Origin of the sequence: Cobetia sp. MM1IDA2H-1 (assembly GCF_002916775.2) — a bacterium.
In the GTDB taxonomy this organism is placed as follows: Bacteria; Pseudomonadota; Gammaproteobacteria; order Pseudomonadales; family Halomonadaceae; genus Cobetia; species Cobetia marina.
This window is the reverse complement of the sequence record NZ_CM133225.1, coordinates 1760329-1777857: the sequence shown is the minus strand read 5'-3', so window position 1 is coordinate 1777857 and position 17529 is coordinate 1760329. Positions and strand designations below refer to the sequence as shown.

The following is a 17529-nucleotide window of genomic DNA, read 5'->3' as shown; positions in this document are numbered from 1 at the left end:
GAACCTCCCCCGTCGCGGTACCTGCGGCTCACGTCCCCAGTGCCTGAACGGATCACCGCTGGTGTCATCCCTGCTCCCCCTGTCTACGCCACGGCCTGTCCCGTCGTGGCGTTCGTGAGGTCATGTCATGCTGCATGTCATCCACTGTCTCGAGGGCATCATCGAGCGGCTGGGCATCATTGCCCGTTACTCGCTGTTGGCACTCGTGGTGCTGGTCGCCAGTAACGTGCTGTTGCGTTACTTCTTCAGCATCAGTCCCGTGCCACTCCAGGAATTCGAGTGGCATCTGATTTCCCCCATCGCGCTGCTGGGCATTTCCTATGCCCTCAAGCATCGCGCCGACGTTCGCGTCGATGTCTTCTATGATCGATTTTCCCCCAAGGGGCGTGCGCTGGTGGATCTGCTCGGCGCCCTGATGACCATCGCCATCGGCACGGCCATTGCCTGGCTCGGCCTGAGCTATACCGAGCAGTCGTATCAGCTGATGGAAGGCTCACCCGACCCCGGCGGCCTGCCCTATCGCTACCTGCTCAAAGCCTTCATCCCCATCGGTTTCGCCGCGCTTGCCCTGCAGGGCGTGGCGGATTGCCTGCGCGCCTTGCTGACATTGACAAGCCGCATGCCCGACGCCTCTTCCACCACGTCATCCAACACCAAGGTGCCTTCATGAGTCCGAATGAGTGGATTGCCCTCAGCATGATCGGCGGCTTCCTGATCCTGATGCTGATCGGGATTCCGGTCGCGATCTCATTGGCGGTGGCCGGTTTCGTGGCGGGTCTGGCAGGCTTCGGCCCGCTGCTGTTCAGCCTGATGCCGGCACGTCTCTATGGTGTGGTCACCAATTACACGTTACTGGCGATACCGCTGTTCGTGTTCATGGGGGTCATGCTCGAGAAATCGCGGGTCGCCGAGGACATGCTCGAGACCATCGGGCGCGCCATGGGTGGCGTGAACGGCGGCATGGGCATCGCGATCATTCTGGTCGGCGTGCTGATGGGCGCCTCCACCGGGATCGTCGGTGCGACTGTGGTCACCGTCGGCATGCTGACATTGCCGACCCTGCTGCGCCGCGGCTATCACCCGGGCGTGGCCTCGGCCACCATCTGCGCCTCAGGCACCTTGGGACAGATCATTCCGCCGAGCCTCGTGTTGATCCTGCTGTCGGAGATTCTCGGCGAATCCGTCGGTACCCTGTTCGCCGCCGCCTTCGTGCCGGGCCTGGCAATTGCGGTCATCTACATCGTCTATCTGCTGGTGCTGGGCTGGTGGAAGCCGGAACTCGTCCCGGCCATTCCAGAAGAGGAGCGCGCCGCCGCCGGTGGCATGAAGGAATTGCTGAGGGATCTGGCGCGCAGCGTGATTCCGCCGCTGATGCTGGTCTTCGCGGTACTGGGCTCGATTCTGGGTGGCGTGGCCGCCCCCACCGAGGCGGCCTCGATGGGCGCACTGGGCAGTCTCGTGATCGCACTGCTGGCGCGGCGCCTCGACTTACCGATGCTCAAGGCTTGCCTGCACTCGACCCTGACCATCACCGCCATGGTCTATTTCATCCTGTTGTGCGCGCAGCCGTTCTCGCTGGCCTTCCGCGGTCTGGGCGGCGAGAACATGGTGCATGACCTGTTCAATCTACTGCCGGGGGGAGAACTGGGCGCTCTCATCTTCCTGATGGTGATACTGTTCGTGCTCGGCTTTTTCCTGGAGTGGATCGAGATCAGCTATATCGCACTGCCGATGTTCCTGCCGGTCTTCATCGGCTATGGCACCGACATGGTATGGCTGGGCGTACTGGTGGCGATGAATCTGCAGATGTCATTCCTGACGCCTCCCTTCGGCTGGGCATTGTTCTTCCTCAAGGGGGTCGCGCCACCGGAAGTCACGACACGCCACCTGTATCTCGGCGTACTCCCCTTCGTGGGACTGCAGGCCATGGCCGTCGTGCTGCTGTTCTGCTTCCCGGGTCTTGCCACCTGGCTGCCGGACGCCATCGGTTGGTAACCCGGTCACGATGGCCAGCCTGACAGGCGACTTGACGCCACCAACGGGGCCTGACCATCACAAGGGCATTGAAAAGATAATTCAGCAACGCGTAATGTCTTGGCTCGCCAACCCGCTCGCACCCCCTCGGAGACAGCGCGAGAGAAAGTGCTCCAGGGAGATGCCTCGACTGCCGATGTCGTCTGTCGGCAACTTTCACCAGCAATGAATGACCCCGCGCCATACGGGTACTACAAGGAAACACCATGGAACTGTTCTCAGCCTATCCACTGCACTGGATTCTCGGTCTGATCGCCGCACTCATCGTCACCGGCATGATTGCCGGCGTGATGGCCGGCTTGCTGGGGGTCGGCGGCGGTATCGTCATCGTGCCCGTGCTCTTTCACCTCTTCAGCCTGCTGGGTGTCGATGAGGCGGTCCGCATGCACCAGGCGGTCGGCACCTCGCTTGCGACCATCATTCCCACCTCGATCATGTCGGCCAGGGCCCACTACGCCAAGGGCAATCTTGACCCGGCGATACTCAAGCGTCTGCTGCCGGGCGTGATCATCGGCGTGATCATCGGCGGCCTGCTGTCCAACCTGTTCAGCGGCGCGGTCCTGATGGGGCTGTTCGCCACCGTCGCCTTCCTCGTGGCGCTCAACATGTTCCGTCGTCAGTCCACAGTGCTGGGCACTGGCCTGCCGGGCCCGCTGGGCAGTGGCGCGCTGGGTACCTTCATCGGTGGCGTCTCGACCCTGATGGGCATCGGCGGCGGGACGCTGAGCGTGCCGACCCTCAGCACCCTCGGCACCCCGATGCACCTGGCCGTGGGCACGGGCGCAGCGCTCGGGCTGGTGATCAGCCTGCCGGGCACCGCCAGCTTCCTGCTCAATGGCATCGGGGAGCCGAACCTGCTGCCGGGCTCCATCGGCTACGTCAACCTGCTCGGTTTCGCCGCCATCGTGCCGGCGACCATGCTGTGTGCGCCGATCGGTGCCAAGCTGGCCCATGCGATGGATGCCGCCAAGCTCAAGAAGGTCTTCGCCATCTTCCTGATGTTCACGGCACTGCGCATGTTCTACGACCTGTTCACCGGCAGCTGATCTCCGCCCTCCGCGCACTGACAACGGCGCAATAACAACAACGACATTCACAGGAGCAAGACGCCATGATGCATACCCGACGAGGATTCGGCGGAGCCTGCGCTGCCCCCCATCATCTGGCAGCAGAGGCCGGCCGTGACATCCTGCGTGACGGCGGCAATGCCATCGAGGCGATGGTCGCGATGGCCGCGACCATCGCCGTGGTCTATCCGCACATGAATGGTATCGGCGGCGATGGCTTCTGGCTGATCAAGCGACCCGGCCTCGCCCCCATCGCAATCGATGCCTGTGGGCCGGCCGCGGCGCTGGCCAGTCGAGAGTTCTACGCTGCGCAAGGCTACGGTGTCGCCGATGACGAGACAGGCGCTCCCCTGGTGAATGGCGACAGCATCCCCACCCGTGGGCCGCTGTCCGCCTTGACGGTGGCCGGGACCATCGGCGGCTGGCAGGAGGCACTGGCCTTCTCGGCAGACACCTCCGACGCCGAGCGCGCGCCATTGCCCCTCGCGACGCTGTTGCGCCAGGCCATCCGGCATGCCAATGACGGGGTCGCGGTCAGCGCCAGCCAGCAAGCCTTGAGCGAGAAGCACCTGGCCGTGCTGTCACGGCAACCCGGGTTTGCGCAGCGCTATCTGGGTCAGAGCGAGTCAGGGGAGCCGATGGCGCTCGAGGAAGGCGCCCGCCTGTGTCAGCCGGCGCTTGCCATGACCCTCGCCCGCCTGGCGGATGCCGGGCTGGACGATTTCTACCGAGGCGAGCTGGCGGCGCACATGGCGCAGGAACTGCAGTCCGCCGGCAGTCCGCTGCGCCTGGAGGACCTCAACGGCTATCGCGCCCAACGCGTCACGCCGCTCAAGGTGCGTCTGCGCGACAGTGAGGTATACAATCTGCCCGCCCCGACCCAGGGTCTGGCGACATTGATGATTCTGGGGCTTTACGATGAATTGAGCGCCAGGCACGGCATCAGTGAAGCGGAGGGCAATACACCGCGTCACCTGCATGCGGTGATCGAGGCCACCAAACGCGCCTTCCTGGTGCGCGACAGCCTGATCACCTCTCCGGAATGCCTCGATGGCGGGCTGGAAAGCGGCATCGCGACGCAACAGGTACATCTTTCACAGGATGCCCTGACTCAGCAGGCGGCAATGATCGACATGCAGGCCGCCCTGGAATGGCCCCACGAGCCCGCCGAGGGCGACACCATCTGGATGGGCGCCACGGACAGCGAGGGCACTACCGTCAGCTTCATCCAGAGCGTCTACTGGGAGTTCGGCAGTGGCATGGTACTGCCCAGCAGTGGCGTGATGTGGCAGAACCGCGGGCTGGCGTTCGATCTGGCGCCCGCCAGACTGCGCAGCCTGGCGCCGGGCCGCAAGCCCTTCCACACCCTCAATCCCTCACTGGCGTGTTTCGATGATGGCCGCGTGATGGCCTTCGGCACCATGGGGGGGGAAGGTCAGCCACAGACTCAGGCGGCTGTCTTCACGCGCATCGCCCGCCACGGCATGTCATTGCAGGCCGCGATCAGTGCTCCACGCTGGCTGCTGGGTCGCACCTGGGGCGATGTCAGCACCAGCCTCAAGCTCGAATCGCGCCTTGAGGGTGACGTGGCGGAGGCACTCAGGGAGCTGGGGCATGAAGTAGAGGTGCTGGAAGACGCCTACAGCGATACGCTGGGTCACGCCGGCGCGGTGATGCGTCACCCCGATGGCCAGGTCGAGGCGGCGCACGATCCGCGCAGTGATGGTGGTGCGGCGCTGACCTGATGAAATCCGGCCAGCTCAGCGTCACGAGCTGGCCGGGATATTGCTGCCCAGATTGATGCTGGCAATAGTACGGTTCACCCCCCTCCCTCCCCCCGTCAGACCCCGGGGGGCAGGGATGAGACCTCGTCATGACATGAAACTTTCCTTATTCATGATTGAGGAAACCATGAGACAAACCGCCTGCCTCTGCACAGACGCATCGGATGTTCATTGGCCAGCACGGTATCGACAGGCCATTGGCATCGATAACTCCGACAACAACGACAAAGAGCGACTCACCACAATGACCACAGCTTCCTTCATGACTCCTCGCCGCCTTGTAGCTGCCATCTCGATCGCCGCCTGTTCACTGGCCTATGGCATTCAGGCCAATGCGGCGGATCACCCGGGCGTCAAGATCTACGCGACCGGCGGCACGATAGCGGGCAGTTCAGCCTCCTCCACGGACACCACCAACTACAAATCCGGCAGCATCGGCGTGCAGGCACTGCTGGATGCCGTACCGGAACTGGCAGACGTGGCAGAGGTGACGGGCGAGCAGATCGCCAATACCGGCAGCAGCAACATCGATCAGGAAATCCTGCTAAAGCTGTCGAAATCGATCAATGAGGCGCTGGCCACCGATGCCACACATGGCGTGGTGATCACGCATGGGACCGATACGCTGGAGGAGACCGGCTTCTTCCTTGATCTCACGGTCGAAAGCGACAAACCGGTGGTGATGGTGGGTGCCATGCGTCCGGCGACCGCCATCAGTGCCGATGGCCCCTTCAATCTGCTGGAGGCGGTCACGCTGGCCGCCGATGAAGGCGCGGAGGGTCGTGGGGCGATGATCGTGCTCAACGACCGCATCGGTTCGGCGTATTACACCACCAAGACCAATGCCATCATGATGGACACCTTCAAGGCGACCGAGCAGGGCTATCTGGGTGCCTTCATCAGCGGCAAGCCGCACTTCTACTACACACCGGCAACCCCGACCGACAAGCCACATTTTGACGTGACGTCCCTCGATGGCCTGCCCAAGGTCGATATCATCTACGCCCATCAGGACATGGACCCGGCGCTGTTCACCGCGGCACTCGACAATGGCGCCAAGGGTATCGTGATAGCCGGCAGCGGCAATGGCTCCATTCCGGACACTCTGAAGCCATTGGTGAAGCAGGCGATGGAAGAGGGTCTGCCAGTCGTTCGCAGCACGCGTACCGGCAACGGCATCGTGACGGCCAAGGAAGAAGGTATCGGCAGCGGCGCACTCAACCCTCAGAAAGCGCGCATTCTGCTCTCGCTGGCGCTGACCGAAACCGATGACATGGACACCTTGCGCGCCTACTTCGAGTAAGCCATCCGCCAGATGGCATGACGCGGCGTGAGAGTGACCCGCAAAGCAACAAGGGACTGCCACGGCAGTCCCTTGTTGCTTTTCCACACTCAGTGATTCATTCAGGCGCGTTGCGCTGCGAGGGGCTGCGCGTGAAGGCACCAGGGCGTTTTTCACCCTCTTCACTCTCGTGATAGCGCTTGGCCGCATTCGCCCACCAGGCAAGTTGTTCGAAGGCCCGCTCGAGATAGCCGCTCCATTTCTGGGCATCTTGAGTCTCGGTGTAGCTGCCGTCCTCATCGAGCACGTCCTGGGCCCGGGGCACGTGGATCATCGCCGAGACCGGCAGACAGCCCAGCTCCGAGAGGAAGGTGCGCATGTTGACTGCCGCCCGCACGCCACCCCACTGTCCTGCGGAATAGGTCGCGATCACCGACGGCTTGTAGGAGTAGAGCGAGCTGCCGAAGTGATTCAGGAGATTCGCCAGTGCCGGACTCATGGAATGGTTGTACTCGGGGCTGACCATCACATAGCCATCCGCCGACTCAATTTCCTGGGCGAGATTGAGCAAGTCCTGCGGGGCATTGCGTTGTGCATAGGAAAACAGCGGCTTGAAGGGGTCCGAGAGATCGTAATTCAGGGTTCGATCAACACCGCTTCATGACCACTTTCCTCAAGCTTGGCCATGCAACATTTGGCGACCCGCTCTCCCAGACGTGCGGGGGATGGGGGGGAACTTGTCCGTACCGACCCCAGAAAGACCAGAATCTTGAGCGCCATTGTCAACTCCTTCAAGTGTGTCATGTAAGGTGATTCTGGCAGCGCATCACCCCTGAATCACGCATTCCCACCATGCTCCATTGCCATCTCGTCCGATTGGCAGATTGACCGCCCCCCCTTCGTGGCATCTCGTGATCGGAAGCGACACATCAGACTCGATGTCTTCGCCATTTTGGCCCGTCACCCAAGGCTAACCTCGCGAACTCGTGATCCCTCTCGACGAATTCCTCAATAAGAAACGATACGTCACATCACCGTTTCCTCAGCACATCTCCGCCAGCAATGAGCCTTGGGTAGCGTTATGGCATATTCGAGGTTGCGCCATTTCCTTGCTGACGATGGACGACGATCCCCCCCGCCACTGGCAAGGCGGAAAGATGGCTAACGATGGATGACCGCGTCCGCCGAACCACCCAGAATCATGCCATCAACCCAATTTTCGCGACATTTTTGCCAATGATATCGCCAAATATCCGACCAAGCCTCTTCGCGCTTCAGTCTTGGCGTGATCCCGCAGGGCAGAGTCTCGCGCAGACCGACATCCGGCTTCCCCCATCATGAACCTGTCATGGCGACGCAACAAACATGCACTAAAACTAATAAAGTGCTAGCTTTACCATCCCACAAGCATGAGATATCTCATCCACCTCAGGAAACGAGGAGTCAGCAAGGGAATGAAAGACAGTCACGACGTCGCCGTCATCACGCAGTTCACCTCTTCTTTCACGCATCAGACCCATCGAGAGACGGTGTCATTCTTCGGTCGTCGCCATCCACTCTTCCAGCATGTCCTCAAGCTGCGTGACCAACACCATGGTGTCGCCAAGGCATATCTCAAGAAGCACACGGACCACGATGACGTGATCGACAGCAACAGTCAGCATATCTGCCTGATGGACACACAGTACGATACCTTGCTGGGCAGCATTCGCATCACACCTGGCGGTCTGGAGTCGCGCACCCTCTTTGACGACAGTGATGTCGTTTCCATCCCAGAAGGTGCCATCTATGAATTCAGCCGTCTGGTGATGGCCCCGGAGGCCAAACGTTTCGCCCATGGCAATCTGTTGATGGCAGCAGCGGCACGCCATGTGAAATCCAGAAATGGTGATGGGATTCTGGCGTTGTGCAAGCGCGCCAACATGAAGATCTTCAAGCGCTTCGGTCTGTTGCCGCTTCACGATGCCACGCTAAGGACAGACAAGCATCTGGGAGAGCTCTACATGGTCTACGCCAGCATGGAGACCATCATGCACACGGCCAGACAGCGCTATGCCTCAGCCCCGACAGCGCCGCTGACACCTGAATGTCCGACACCCTCTGCCTCACCCGGGTCTGATGGCGGCAGCGACCGTCTTCCCCAATCGTCCCCGGCGACTGCCAGTCGTCAATGAGCCCTCCCATTCAAGTTCGGTGCTGCGCTGACATCACCTGCCTGGCCCTGCCAGCCTGAGACGTATCACAGGACGTCCCTGACGGATTCTCCCTGAGCCCTTGCAGCAGTCGAGGTATTGCACCATTATTGAATGATAATGATTATCATAATCATGAAGATTGGCATGCTGACGACATCTGGTCACAGGAGGGCCTCATGGACCAATGGAAGCGTGAAACCCGCTCAGGCAATGCGTTGTTCGAACAGGGCGACTACGTCATGGCAGAGCAGCACTATCTCAGTGCCTGCCACCTGGCAGACATCTTTCTGATGCCCGGTGCAGACCCGGAAGGCGGCGTCGCGGCGCTAGTGGTGAGCTATCAGAACCTGGCGGAGCTCTATCGCGCCCAAGGGCAGCACCCGCAGGCGATGAGCGCCCTGCAGGCTGCCCATGCCCGCCTCTCCCATGCGCTTTCCGCCCCGGGCCTGTGCCATGCCCACCAGCAAGCCTTGCTGCGCGGCAGTGGCCAGGTGCGAATGGATATCATGAATACCGTGCAATGGCTGGGCGTCTCTCGTCAGCGGACTTATCGGCCAACCCCCGCGCGTCATGCGGCGACGCGGGTCCATCACTGATCCTCACCCCCACAGGAGATATGGCATGAAGAAACCCCTCATCGCGAGTGGACTGCTGCTGTTGACCGCCGCCAATACGGCACTGGCCCACCCGGGACATGACCACAGTGACTGGAGCAGCCCCCTCGTTCACACCCTGTTCTATGGCGCCATCGCAGCCGTCATCGGAACCGCGTTCTTTGTCATTCGTCAGTCGCGTCACAAACGTCACAACACTCAGCAAAAGGAGGATTGAACATGCTTCATGCCCTGCTCCGCACCGTTGACCGACTGGTCTCTCTCCCTGCGGCCTCCGCGCACTGTGATATCCCCTGCAAGATCTATGACCCGTCCGCTGCGCAGATCGCCGCACTCAGCGTGATCCGCTTCATGGACCTGATCAATGAGCTGGGCCAGAAGGACAGCCTGACGCTGGCAGACCAGGCCTTGCTCGCCCGTCTGGTGGAGCAGAAGGAAAGCCACGCCGAGAAAGCCAAGCATGAGATCCGCATCATCTGGGGCGACTACATCAAGCAGCCGCAGCGTGACGCCTATCCGAACATCGATGCACTGGTCCACAGCATCATGCTGGCCGGCTCTGCCTGCAAACAAGGCATCGAGCGGGACAAGGGGGAAAAGCTGCTGACCCTCATCAATGAATTCGCCGCGGCGTTCTGGGATACCAAGGGACTCACCACCTTTACCGCCACCTGCCCGTATCCGCCATCTGAAACTGTCGTCTATCCGAAGCTGGACTGATTCAGCGACATGATGCGCCAAAGAACTGATGAAGAGTGAATTGATCAAGAGTAAACGGATGCCCATCGGACTCTATCGCGTCAATGGCATCAGCATGTCTCCCGGCCTTGCGCCGGGAGATTATGTCGTCACGCTGAAACGCTGGAGATCGCGCTATCGCGTCGGGGATGTCGTGGTGGCACGGCACCCCCACTTCGGCCGCATCATCAAGCGCATCCGCGCGATACAACCAGACGGCATGCTATGGCTGGAAGGCACCCATCCGGACAGTACCTCTACTGAAAGGATGGGCTTGCTGTCTTGTCGGCGGGTCAAAGGGCGGGTGGTAGCCAAAGCCCACTGTCAATACGCTAATCCTCCAATAAATATTCTATGACCTAGGACAAATACTCCATCTCATCCTTATAAGGCATAATAGGCTCATATAGCCTAAAATAAGCATTACCAACAGCACCTCTAAACTGCACTAATCTAGGTGGATTATCACCTATAGAAATTACATGTTGTATAGCTATCCCAGGATAAGGATCTATATAAATTATTTCTTTAACACCTAATTGATAGGCTTTTTTTGCACATAGTTCACAAGGACTAGCCGTAGTGAAAAGCTTGCCTCCCTCTATGCCCATACCACCATATTTTGATAGCTGTAAAAATGCATTTTCTTCAGCATGCAAGGAACGAGTATGCACCTGATTTTTATTACCATCGACTTCATGCTGTAGCGACTTGAAGCAATAGGCTAAGTTTCGCCCCTCTGCCTCTAAGTGTTGCACTTTAATTAATTGCTTTCGAGCCACACTACGAAAGTTTTCGTCGCTTCTTTCATAATCACTATAAACTGTATCACTTGAAAAATTATCCAAATCTCTCAAAGAGCGAAGATTACATGGTGTTTGCCCTTTAGCTACATCATTCCACCCGATACTCTTAATAGAATAGCTTTGATCTGTCACTACAGCTCCAACCTGCCGCGAAATACACCCCGAATTCATTTTAGCTGTAAATGCAATTTGCATGACACGCTCCAAAGCAGTTGGAGTCACTAGCCCTGGGTGCTTCATAAGACTTAAATACCAAGCTATTTGTGCTTTTAATACATTAACATTCTGGCCTTCATTTCTCGGATTGTAAAAATGTATATCAGATATCTCTATACATTTCTTTACATTTGACAATACTAGCTCATTATATTTTTCATTTTCATTGCTTGCTTTTGAGCCACAATGTGAGCAACTAGAATTATGCTTTTTAATAGAGACCGAAGAATCACCAGATTCTCTAGAATCCATTTCATTAATTTGTTTTATTGTATAATTATGCTTGGTCTGCAAATATCTTTTCCTATCTTCGTCTGGCGCATTTATTGATATTAAATTAAACGCAGCATATCTATCTTTAAAATATTTTGCTTCATAGGGATTCCTGATGGCATCTATTACAATGTAAGTTTCTTTGTCTTGAGCTTTATCTTCACGTCTATAATGCTTTATCAGTCTATTAACTATGCGTGGTAATTCAAACAGTCCTATAGGGTTAAAATCAACTGAATTGTAATGATGTACTATCTTGGTAGTACGACGTATCGAGTCACCAGCACCTTGGAAAATATTAACATAGGAATTACCAAGCATATCCGCAGCTGTCTTTTTTAAGTTTCCTGCAAACTCTCCAGCACTAGTTAACCATGCATCAGCGTTAAGATTAGTATCAACCCCAACGTTTTTTAAGAAATAATCACACTCTCCACTTAATGAATTATATTTTTCTTTTAAATCTGTATAACTAGCTTCTTCTAAAGCCTTTTCAACATATTTATGACAGCTTTCATCAATAGAGAATCGAATAAACTCTATGACACTTTCTTTATCTAGACATAGCAGGGCGGCCCCAATCACATCACTTATCTTAATTACTCTAAAAGAATTAGAATGCTTCTCAGCATAGCTTCTCACTACATTGTAGCGCTTTGCATCCATTGAGCTAAAATACGCATTCTCACCAAAATTAACTTCTGTAGCTTTGGGGAACTGCAAATCTTTATCGCTCAAAAGACTTGCAGTAGTTGTACAGCCTGAGCCAGTCCTACCAGTCAAGCCAATTAATATAAATTGGCTTCGCTCGCTTAAAAGCGTTGATTCGAGTTTTTTAATATTCATCAGATCTTTACATCCATTTAAAGTCCATGAAAACGAAAGCAACTTTCAGTTATTTAGCCCTTACATTTTTAGCAGAAGATGTAGACTAGCACCATAATTCGTATAAGAAAACTCACTCAATCGATATCATATCGACGACTGCCATAATGAAACAGCCATATTTCTTCATCAACGTTAACTACACGCCTGCGTCTAAAACTAACGACTAAGCTTGATAGGATATTAACCATAATTAGAATATAAATTCAATAAAGCGATCTATAAGAAGTTTTACTGCACCTAGCTAACTATCGAACAATAGATGCAGCCCTTAAACAGTAAATTTTTTTCATATACACCGATTCTGTAAATAACAATCAGCGCCTCCTCACACCACCTTCATCAGCCTCAGCGCGTCATAGATTGCCGCATGGGTATTGCGGGTCGCGACGGCGTCGCCGATGCGGTAAAGCTGGAACTTGCCGTCTGCTGAGCGCTCGGTGTGTTCAGGGCTCGGGCCGTCTGCAGGCTGGGCGAGTCCTTCGATCAAGGCGTCATAGTCCACTGCCCCGCCATTGCGCGAGTAAGGTTTGAGTTCGAAGTAGAGATCTTCCATCGGGCGGGCGCCGTAGTTGACGACTACCTGATCGACGATTCGCTGATCCGCGTAGGCACCGGTGCCCTTGCCCTGTGCTACGGCGTCATCCAGATAATCACTGCCGATCTGTGCGATCAACTGGCCCTCCTCACCGCGCGTGACACCGCCGAGGCGATAGGTCGGCGTGAAGGTGACGGCGAGACGTTGCAGGCTGCGCATGTAGGGCACCAGGTTCATGGCCATGATTTCCGGCGCGAAGGTGCGATCTGGCGTCATCATCTCGAGCCTGGCTCCGGTGTTGGCGATCATCTCGGCGGCCTGGAGTGCGGCGTGGTCCCCCGCATCATCGAATAGCAGCACGTTGCGGCCAGGCGTGACGTGGCCGGAGAGAATGTCCCAGCTGGAGACGACCAGCTCACTGCCGACCTGCGGCATGTCTTCCTCGGGGTAGCCGCCCGTGGCGACGATGACCACATCCGGCTGCTCCGCCAGCACGTCCTCGGCCTCGGCGAAGATGTTGTAGCGAATCTCGACGCCCAGCGCCTCGCAGCGACTGATGCGCCAATCGATGATGCCGATCATCTCGCGACGCCGCTCGCTCTGCGCGGTCAGGCGGATCTGGCCACCGGGTTGGTCCGCCGCTTCCAGTACCACCACCTGATGGCCGCGCTCACCGGCGACACGTGCCGCCTCAAGCCCTGCCGGCCCCGCCCCGGTGATCACTACCTTCCTGGCGACCTCGGCCGGTGCGATGTCATGCGGCTGCTCCAGCTCACGCCCGGTGGCGGCGTTATGGATGCAGTAGGCCGATCCGCCCTGATAGATGCGATCGAGACAATAGTTGGCCCCGACACAGGGGCGAATATCCTCTTCCTTGCCGGCCAACAGCTTGCGCACGATATGCGGGTCCGCCATGTGGGCACGCGTCATGCCGACCATGTCGACCTTACCGGTGGCGATGGCATGGCGCGCGGTGGCGATGTCCTGAATCTTGGCACCATGGAAGGTCGGGAAATCCATCGCCTCACGAATCTGTCCCGCGAAGTCCAGATGCGGCGCACTGGCCATGCCCTGAATCGGGATGACATCGGTGAGGCCCGCATCAGTATCGATATGGCCGCGTACCACATTGAGAAAATCGACCTGACCGCTATCGCGCAGCAGACGCGAGACCGCAAGGCCATCACTGGCATCCAGGCCGCCACTCAGGCATTCATCCCCGGTGTAGCGCACCCCGACGATGAACTCGTTGCCCACCCGGGCACGAATCGCGCTCAACACTTCCATGGTGAAGCGCAGTCGATTCTCGAGACTGCCGCCGTAGGGCCCCTCCAGGGTGTTGGTCAGTGGTGACCAGAACTGATCCATCAGATGCCCGTAGGCCTGCAGCTCGATACCATCAAGACCCGCCGCTTTCATGCGTTCTGCGGCGTCCGCATAGTCCTGGATCAGGCGCGTGATGTCCCAGTCCTCGACCCGCTTGGGAAAGGCGCGATGAGCCGCCTCGCGACGATGCGACGCCGACACGGCAGGTAGCCAGTTGGCCTTGTCCCAACGCGTTCGACGCCCCAGGTGGGTGAGCTGGATCATCACTGCGGTACCGTGCTCATGGCAGGCATTGGTCAGCTCGCTCAGCCAGGGCACCACCTCATCACGCCAGGCGAGAATATTGTTGAACACCGGCGGGCTATCCCGGGCGACCGAGGCGGAGCCTGCTGTCATGGTCAAGGCGATACCGGCGCGCGCACGCTCCTCGTGATAGGCGCGATAACGTGCCTTGGGCATGCCATCTTCGGGATAGGCGGGCTCGTGGGAGGTCATCATCAAGCGATTCTTGAGAGTGAGGTGCTTGAGCTTGAACGGTGTGAGCAGCGGATCCTGAGCCATGCGGCCTCCTGAACGTCAGGTCATGAGACATCGTAAACAGAGATGCTTTGATCGTGTACACATGTGTACATGAGCTGACTATAGCCCTAGAATCCAGATCGTGCGTCGCTGGAAATGGCATTCTTGTCCCGCTGGCGCAGACAGCATGCTCGAGCCACGCCACTCACCCCCGTGCTGGTGTCACGCTTGGATCTTCGAGCCCCCGACGACAGCATCCCCCGCCTGTCAGCCCCTTCAGGAGCCCGCCCATGTCAGAGACCACCGCCACACGACCCGAGAGTGCAAGCGCCAGAACGGAAGGACGTGGCAAGGCCGAGGATTGGCTGGAGGCCGCCTATCAGCAGCTGTTGCTCGGAGGCGTGGACTCGGTACGCGTTCTGACGCTGGCCAAGACATTGGGGCTGTCTCGCACCAGTTTCTACTGGAGCTTCAAGGACCGCGATGCCCTGCTCGCCGCCTTGCTCGCCCGTTGGGATGCCCACAATACCGCCAGGCTGATCGGGCGCTGCGAGCAATACGCCGCCACGGTGGTGGAGGCCATGCTCAATGTCTTCGATTGCTGGCTGGATGAGTCGCTGTTCGACTCTCGCTTCGAGCTGGCGATCCGCAACTGGGGCTTGCAGAACGAGGACGTTGCCGCCGTCGTCGACCAGGCGGATCAGACACGCATTCAGGCACTGACCGCGATGCTGATGCGTCATGGCCAGTCTGAATCCCAGGCCGATGTCCGAGCGCGCACCATCTACCTGACCCAGATCGGCTACCTCTCGATGCGCACCCGGGAAAGCGTCGCGGAGCGCATCGGGCGCGTCGCTGACTATGTGGAAATCTTCGTGGATGAACCCTGCCAGCCACATGAACTGGCGCGCTTCGCGGCGCGTCATCCAGGCTGAAGGCGTGTCCACCGCGCGCTTGATACGCAGCAGGCCCCCATCGACACATCGTCGATGGGGGCCTGCTAAACGTGCCATGGCGTCGCGGATTGTCCCTCTCGCCCGAGGTGCGCCTATCCGGCTCTCGAGTCAGTTCTCGAGTCAGGCGATGGTGCCCAGGGCCGGTTCAGAAGGCCTCCCATTCCTCTTCCTCACGCAATCGCGAATCACGCGGCGACTGCGTTGCCCGATGGAACGCCGCACTCTCCTGTCGGGGGGAAGCCTTCGCATCAGACACGTGCGGGTTCGCCCCATCATGCCCGCCAGCCACCTTGAAGCCTGACATCAACGACTCCAGCGACTGTGCCTGGGCACTCATGCTGCGCGCCGCGCCACTGACCTGATTGACCAAGGTGGTGTTCTGCTGGGTCATCGCATCCAGCTCGCTGACCGCCGTATTCACCTGACCGACCCCGGCACTCTGCTCACGGGCACCGGCGCTGATCTCGGCGATCATGTCGTTGACACGCTCGACGCTCGACAGAATCTCGGCCATCGCATGACTGGCGTCCTTCACCTGTGCCACACCCTGCTGCGTGTGGGAGATGGACTCATCGATCAGACCGCGAATCTCACGAGAGGCATCGCTGGAGCGTGTCGCCAGCGTTCGCACTTCCTGGGCCACCACCGCGAAGCCACGCCCATGCTCGCCGGCCCGCGCAGCCTCCACCGACGCATTGAGCGCCAGGATATTGGTCTGGAAGGCGATGCCGTCGATCAGGCTGATGATCTCGTTGATGCGTTCGGCAGAGCGATTGATGTCTTCCATGCTCGCCTGCGCCTTGTTCATGTCCTCGTTGCCACGGCGCGCCTGTTCCGAGGTCGAGTTGACCAGCTGGCTGGCCTGCTGAGCGGAATCGGCACTGTGCTGCACCGTCGTGGTGATCTCCTCCATCGAGGCGGAGGTTTCCTGCAGACTCGACGCCGACTGCTCGGTGCGGGCCGACAGCTCCTCGTTGCCCTGGGCGATCTCCCCGGCGGCCTGATTGACGGCGACGGTGGTCGTCCGGACCTGACCGACCACGCGGCTCAGGTCCTCACCGATACTGTTCATGGCGTCCGTCAGCTTGCCGATCTCGTCCTGACGCTGGCTCGTGATGCGCTGGGAAAGATCCCCACGCGCCAGTGCCTGAGCCAGTTTGACCAGGGCATCGAGCGGGCGACTGATCAAGCGACGCTCAAGGAAATAGAGTATGGCGGCCACCGAGAGCGCCAGCAGCAACGCCAGGCCGAAGACCTGATTGCGAAGACGGGTGATGCCAGCGGTCACCTCGTCCTTGTCGATAGTGGTGGCCACGACCCAGTTCCATGCCGGGTAGTGCTGGAAGCGAGTGATGCGTGAGCTGTCCTCGCCTGCCAGGCGATATTCAAACTGGCCACTATCGGCGGCAAACAGCGGCGCCATGGCCGACCGGCCCGCCTCATCCTTGAAGTCCGTCAATGAACGGCCCTGCCACGGCCCCTCGGTCAATACCTGCCCACGTTGCTCAGCCGCCGTGCTGGCCACCAGACTGAAATCCTTGTCATGCAGCTGGATGCTGGTGATGGTGGCGTAGAGCTCATCGATCTGCGCTCCGATATCCACTCCGATGAAGGAGGCTCCGATGACGTTGTCATTGAAGTCGGTGATCGGGCGATAGCGCGTCATGTAGTGATGGCCGGCGAGATAGAGCATGCCGGTATAGGGCTGGCCGGCATTCAGTGCTTCCTTGACCCCACCACTCAGCGTCAGCCCGAGCAGGCTCGAGCCATCCTCGGTCTTGAGCGTGGTGGCGATGCGCACGAAATCATCACCATCGCGCACGAAGAAACTGACCGGGGCTCCGGTGCGCTTGGCAAAATCGGCCAGATAGCCGGATTGATCATTGAGCATGAAACCGGCATTGAGCAGCGCCGGTGCATCTCGCTGACCGATCGGCAGGCGGCGTGTCTCTATCCGCGTGAAATTGTCCGGGACGGTGGCCAGGAAGGCATTGAGCATGCGCGTCACGCTGGCCTGCATGGTGGTATCGAACAGTTCGATGGTATTGGTGATCTGTTGCTGCTGCTGGGCAAGGGCACGTTCCGTGCCCTCTTCCACCTGATGCTTGCTGGCAGTGGAGAACACCAGTCCCAGCACGATGAAGGCCACCATCATCAACCCCAGCACCAGCAAGGCCAACTTGCTGCCGACGCTGGCGCGGGCCAGTCGCCTTCTTGTTGTCATCATTGCGCGCGATTCCGATCCGTGAGTGAAGTATCACGACTATCGGCCGAACACCCCACAACTGTAGCGATG

The 17529-nt window shown here is 58.5% G+C and carries 16 protein-coding genes; 11 read left to right on the top strand and 5 right to left on the bottom strand.

From position 1 onward, the window contains the following. The first annotated feature begins 127 nt into the window (after positions 1-127). The 5 genes from BOH68_RS07620 (at position 128) to BOH68_RS07600 (ending at position 6188) form a co-directional block, all read left to right on the top strand. A complete protein-coding gene (locus BOH68_RS07620) occupies positions 128-670 on the top strand; it encodes a TRAP transporter small permease subunit (protein ID WP_077376700.1) in 543 nt (180 codons plus the stop codon). Beyond that, positions 667-1995: a TRAP transporter large permease gene (locus BOH68_RS07615; RefSeq protein WP_077376703.1), complete on the top strand. Its 1329-nt coding sequence runs from the start codon at positions 667-669 to the stop codon at positions 1993-1995. The genes BOH68_RS07620 and BOH68_RS07615 overlap by 4 nt, the downstream gene beginning before the upstream one ends. 245 nt (positions 1996-2240) lie before the next feature. Next, a complete protein-coding gene (locus tag BOH68_RS07610) occupies positions 2241-3080 on the top strand; it encodes a sulfite exporter TauE/SafE family protein (protein WP_054556070.1) in 840 nt (279 codons plus the stop codon). Positions 3081-3145: 65 nt separating this feature from the next. Further along, positions 3146-4846, top strand: a complete 1701-nt coding sequence (locus BOH68_RS07605; RefSeq protein ID WP_077376706.1) for a gamma-glutamyltransferase family protein — start codon at positions 3146-3148, stop codon at positions 4844-4846. 283 nt (positions 4847-5129) lie between these two features. Continuing rightward, complete coding sequence (locus tag BOH68_RS07600; protein ID WP_219815816.1) at positions 5130-6188, top strand: type II asparaginase; 1059 nt, start codon at positions 5130-5132, stop codon at positions 6186-6188. Positions 6189-6285: 97 nt separating this feature from the next. On the opposite strand, the gene BOH68_RS07595 is transcribed toward BOH68_RS07600, so the two are convergent. Then, positions 6286-6738 carry an NADPH-dependent FMN reductase gene (locus BOH68_RS07595; protein WP_308457334.1) on the bottom strand — a complete coding sequence of 151 codons (453 nt, stop codon included), beginning with the start codon at positions 6736-6738 and terminating at the stop codon, positions 6286-6288. A 65-nt stretch (positions 6739-6803) separates the two neighbouring features. Next, positions 6804-6947, bottom strand: a complete 144-nt coding sequence (locus tag BOH68_RS07590; RefSeq protein ID WP_308457335.1) for a hypothetical protein — start codon at positions 6945-6947, stop codon at positions 6804-6806. A 674-nt stretch (positions 6948-7621) separates the two neighbouring features. Here BOH68_RS07590 and BOH68_RS07585 point away from each other — a divergent pair. From BOH68_RS07585 to BOH68_RS07565, 5 genes are all read left to right on the top strand, one after another. Then, a complete protein-coding gene (locus BOH68_RS07585) occupies positions 7622-8341 on the top strand; it encodes a hypothetical protein (protein WP_077376709.1) in 720 nt (239 codons plus the stop codon). Positions 8342-8538: 197 nt separating this feature from the next. Then, complete coding sequence (locus BOH68_RS07580; RefSeq protein ID WP_077376712.1) at positions 8539-8958, top strand: hypothetical protein; 420 nt, start codon at positions 8539-8541, stop codon at positions 8956-8958. A gap of 25 nt (positions 8959-8983) precedes the next feature. Beyond that, on the top strand, positions 8984-9193 hold the full coding sequence (locus tag BOH68_RS07575) for a hypothetical protein (protein WP_077376715.1): 210 nt from the start codon (positions 8984-8986) through the stop codon (positions 9191-9193). Between the two features lie 2 nt (positions 9194-9195). Then, positions 9196-9696 (top strand): superoxide dismutase, Ni, encoded by a 501-nt coding sequence (sodN, locus tag BOH68_RS07570; protein ID WP_077376718.1) that lies wholly within the window; start codon positions 9196-9198, stop codon positions 9694-9696. Between the two features lie 28 nt (positions 9697-9724). Next, the gene (locus BOH68_RS07565) at positions 9725-10072 is read left to right on the top strand and encodes a S26 family signal peptidase (protein ID WP_077376721.1); all 348 of its coding nucleotides are present in this window, start codon (positions 9725-9727) and stop codon (positions 10070-10072) included. Position 10073: 1 nt separating this feature from the next. Here BOH68_RS07565 and BOH68_RS07560 read toward each other — a convergent pair whose 3' ends face one another. Both BOH68_RS07560 and BOH68_RS07555 read right to left on the bottom strand, forming a co-directional pair. After that, entirely contained in the window at positions 10074-11855 is a 1782-nt protein-coding gene (locus tag BOH68_RS07560; RefSeq protein WP_077376724.1) for an anti-phage dCTP deaminase, read from the bottom strand. A gap of 367 nt (positions 11856-12222) precedes the next feature. Beyond that, positions 12223-14319 carry an NADH:flavin oxidoreductase gene (locus BOH68_RS07555; RefSeq protein ID WP_077376727.1) on the bottom strand — a complete coding sequence of 699 codons (2097 nt, stop codon included), beginning with the start codon at positions 14317-14319 and terminating at the stop codon, positions 12223-12225. A 248-nt stretch (positions 14320-14567) separates the two neighbouring features. Here BOH68_RS07555 and BOH68_RS07550 point away from each other — a divergent pair, with 248 nt between their 5' ends. After that, on the top strand, positions 14568-15212 hold the full coding sequence (locus BOH68_RS07550; RefSeq protein WP_077376730.1) for a TetR/AcrR family transcriptional regulator: 645 nt from the start codon (positions 14568-14570) through the stop codon (positions 15210-15212). 166 nt (positions 15213-15378) lie between these two features. Here BOH68_RS07550 and BOH68_RS07545 read toward each other — a convergent pair whose 3' ends face one another. After that, positions 15379-17460, bottom strand: a complete 2082-nt coding sequence (locus BOH68_RS07545; RefSeq protein WP_077376733.1) for a methyl-accepting chemotaxis protein — start codon at positions 17458-17460, stop codon at positions 15379-15381. Positions 17461-17529: the final 69 nt, after the last annotated feature.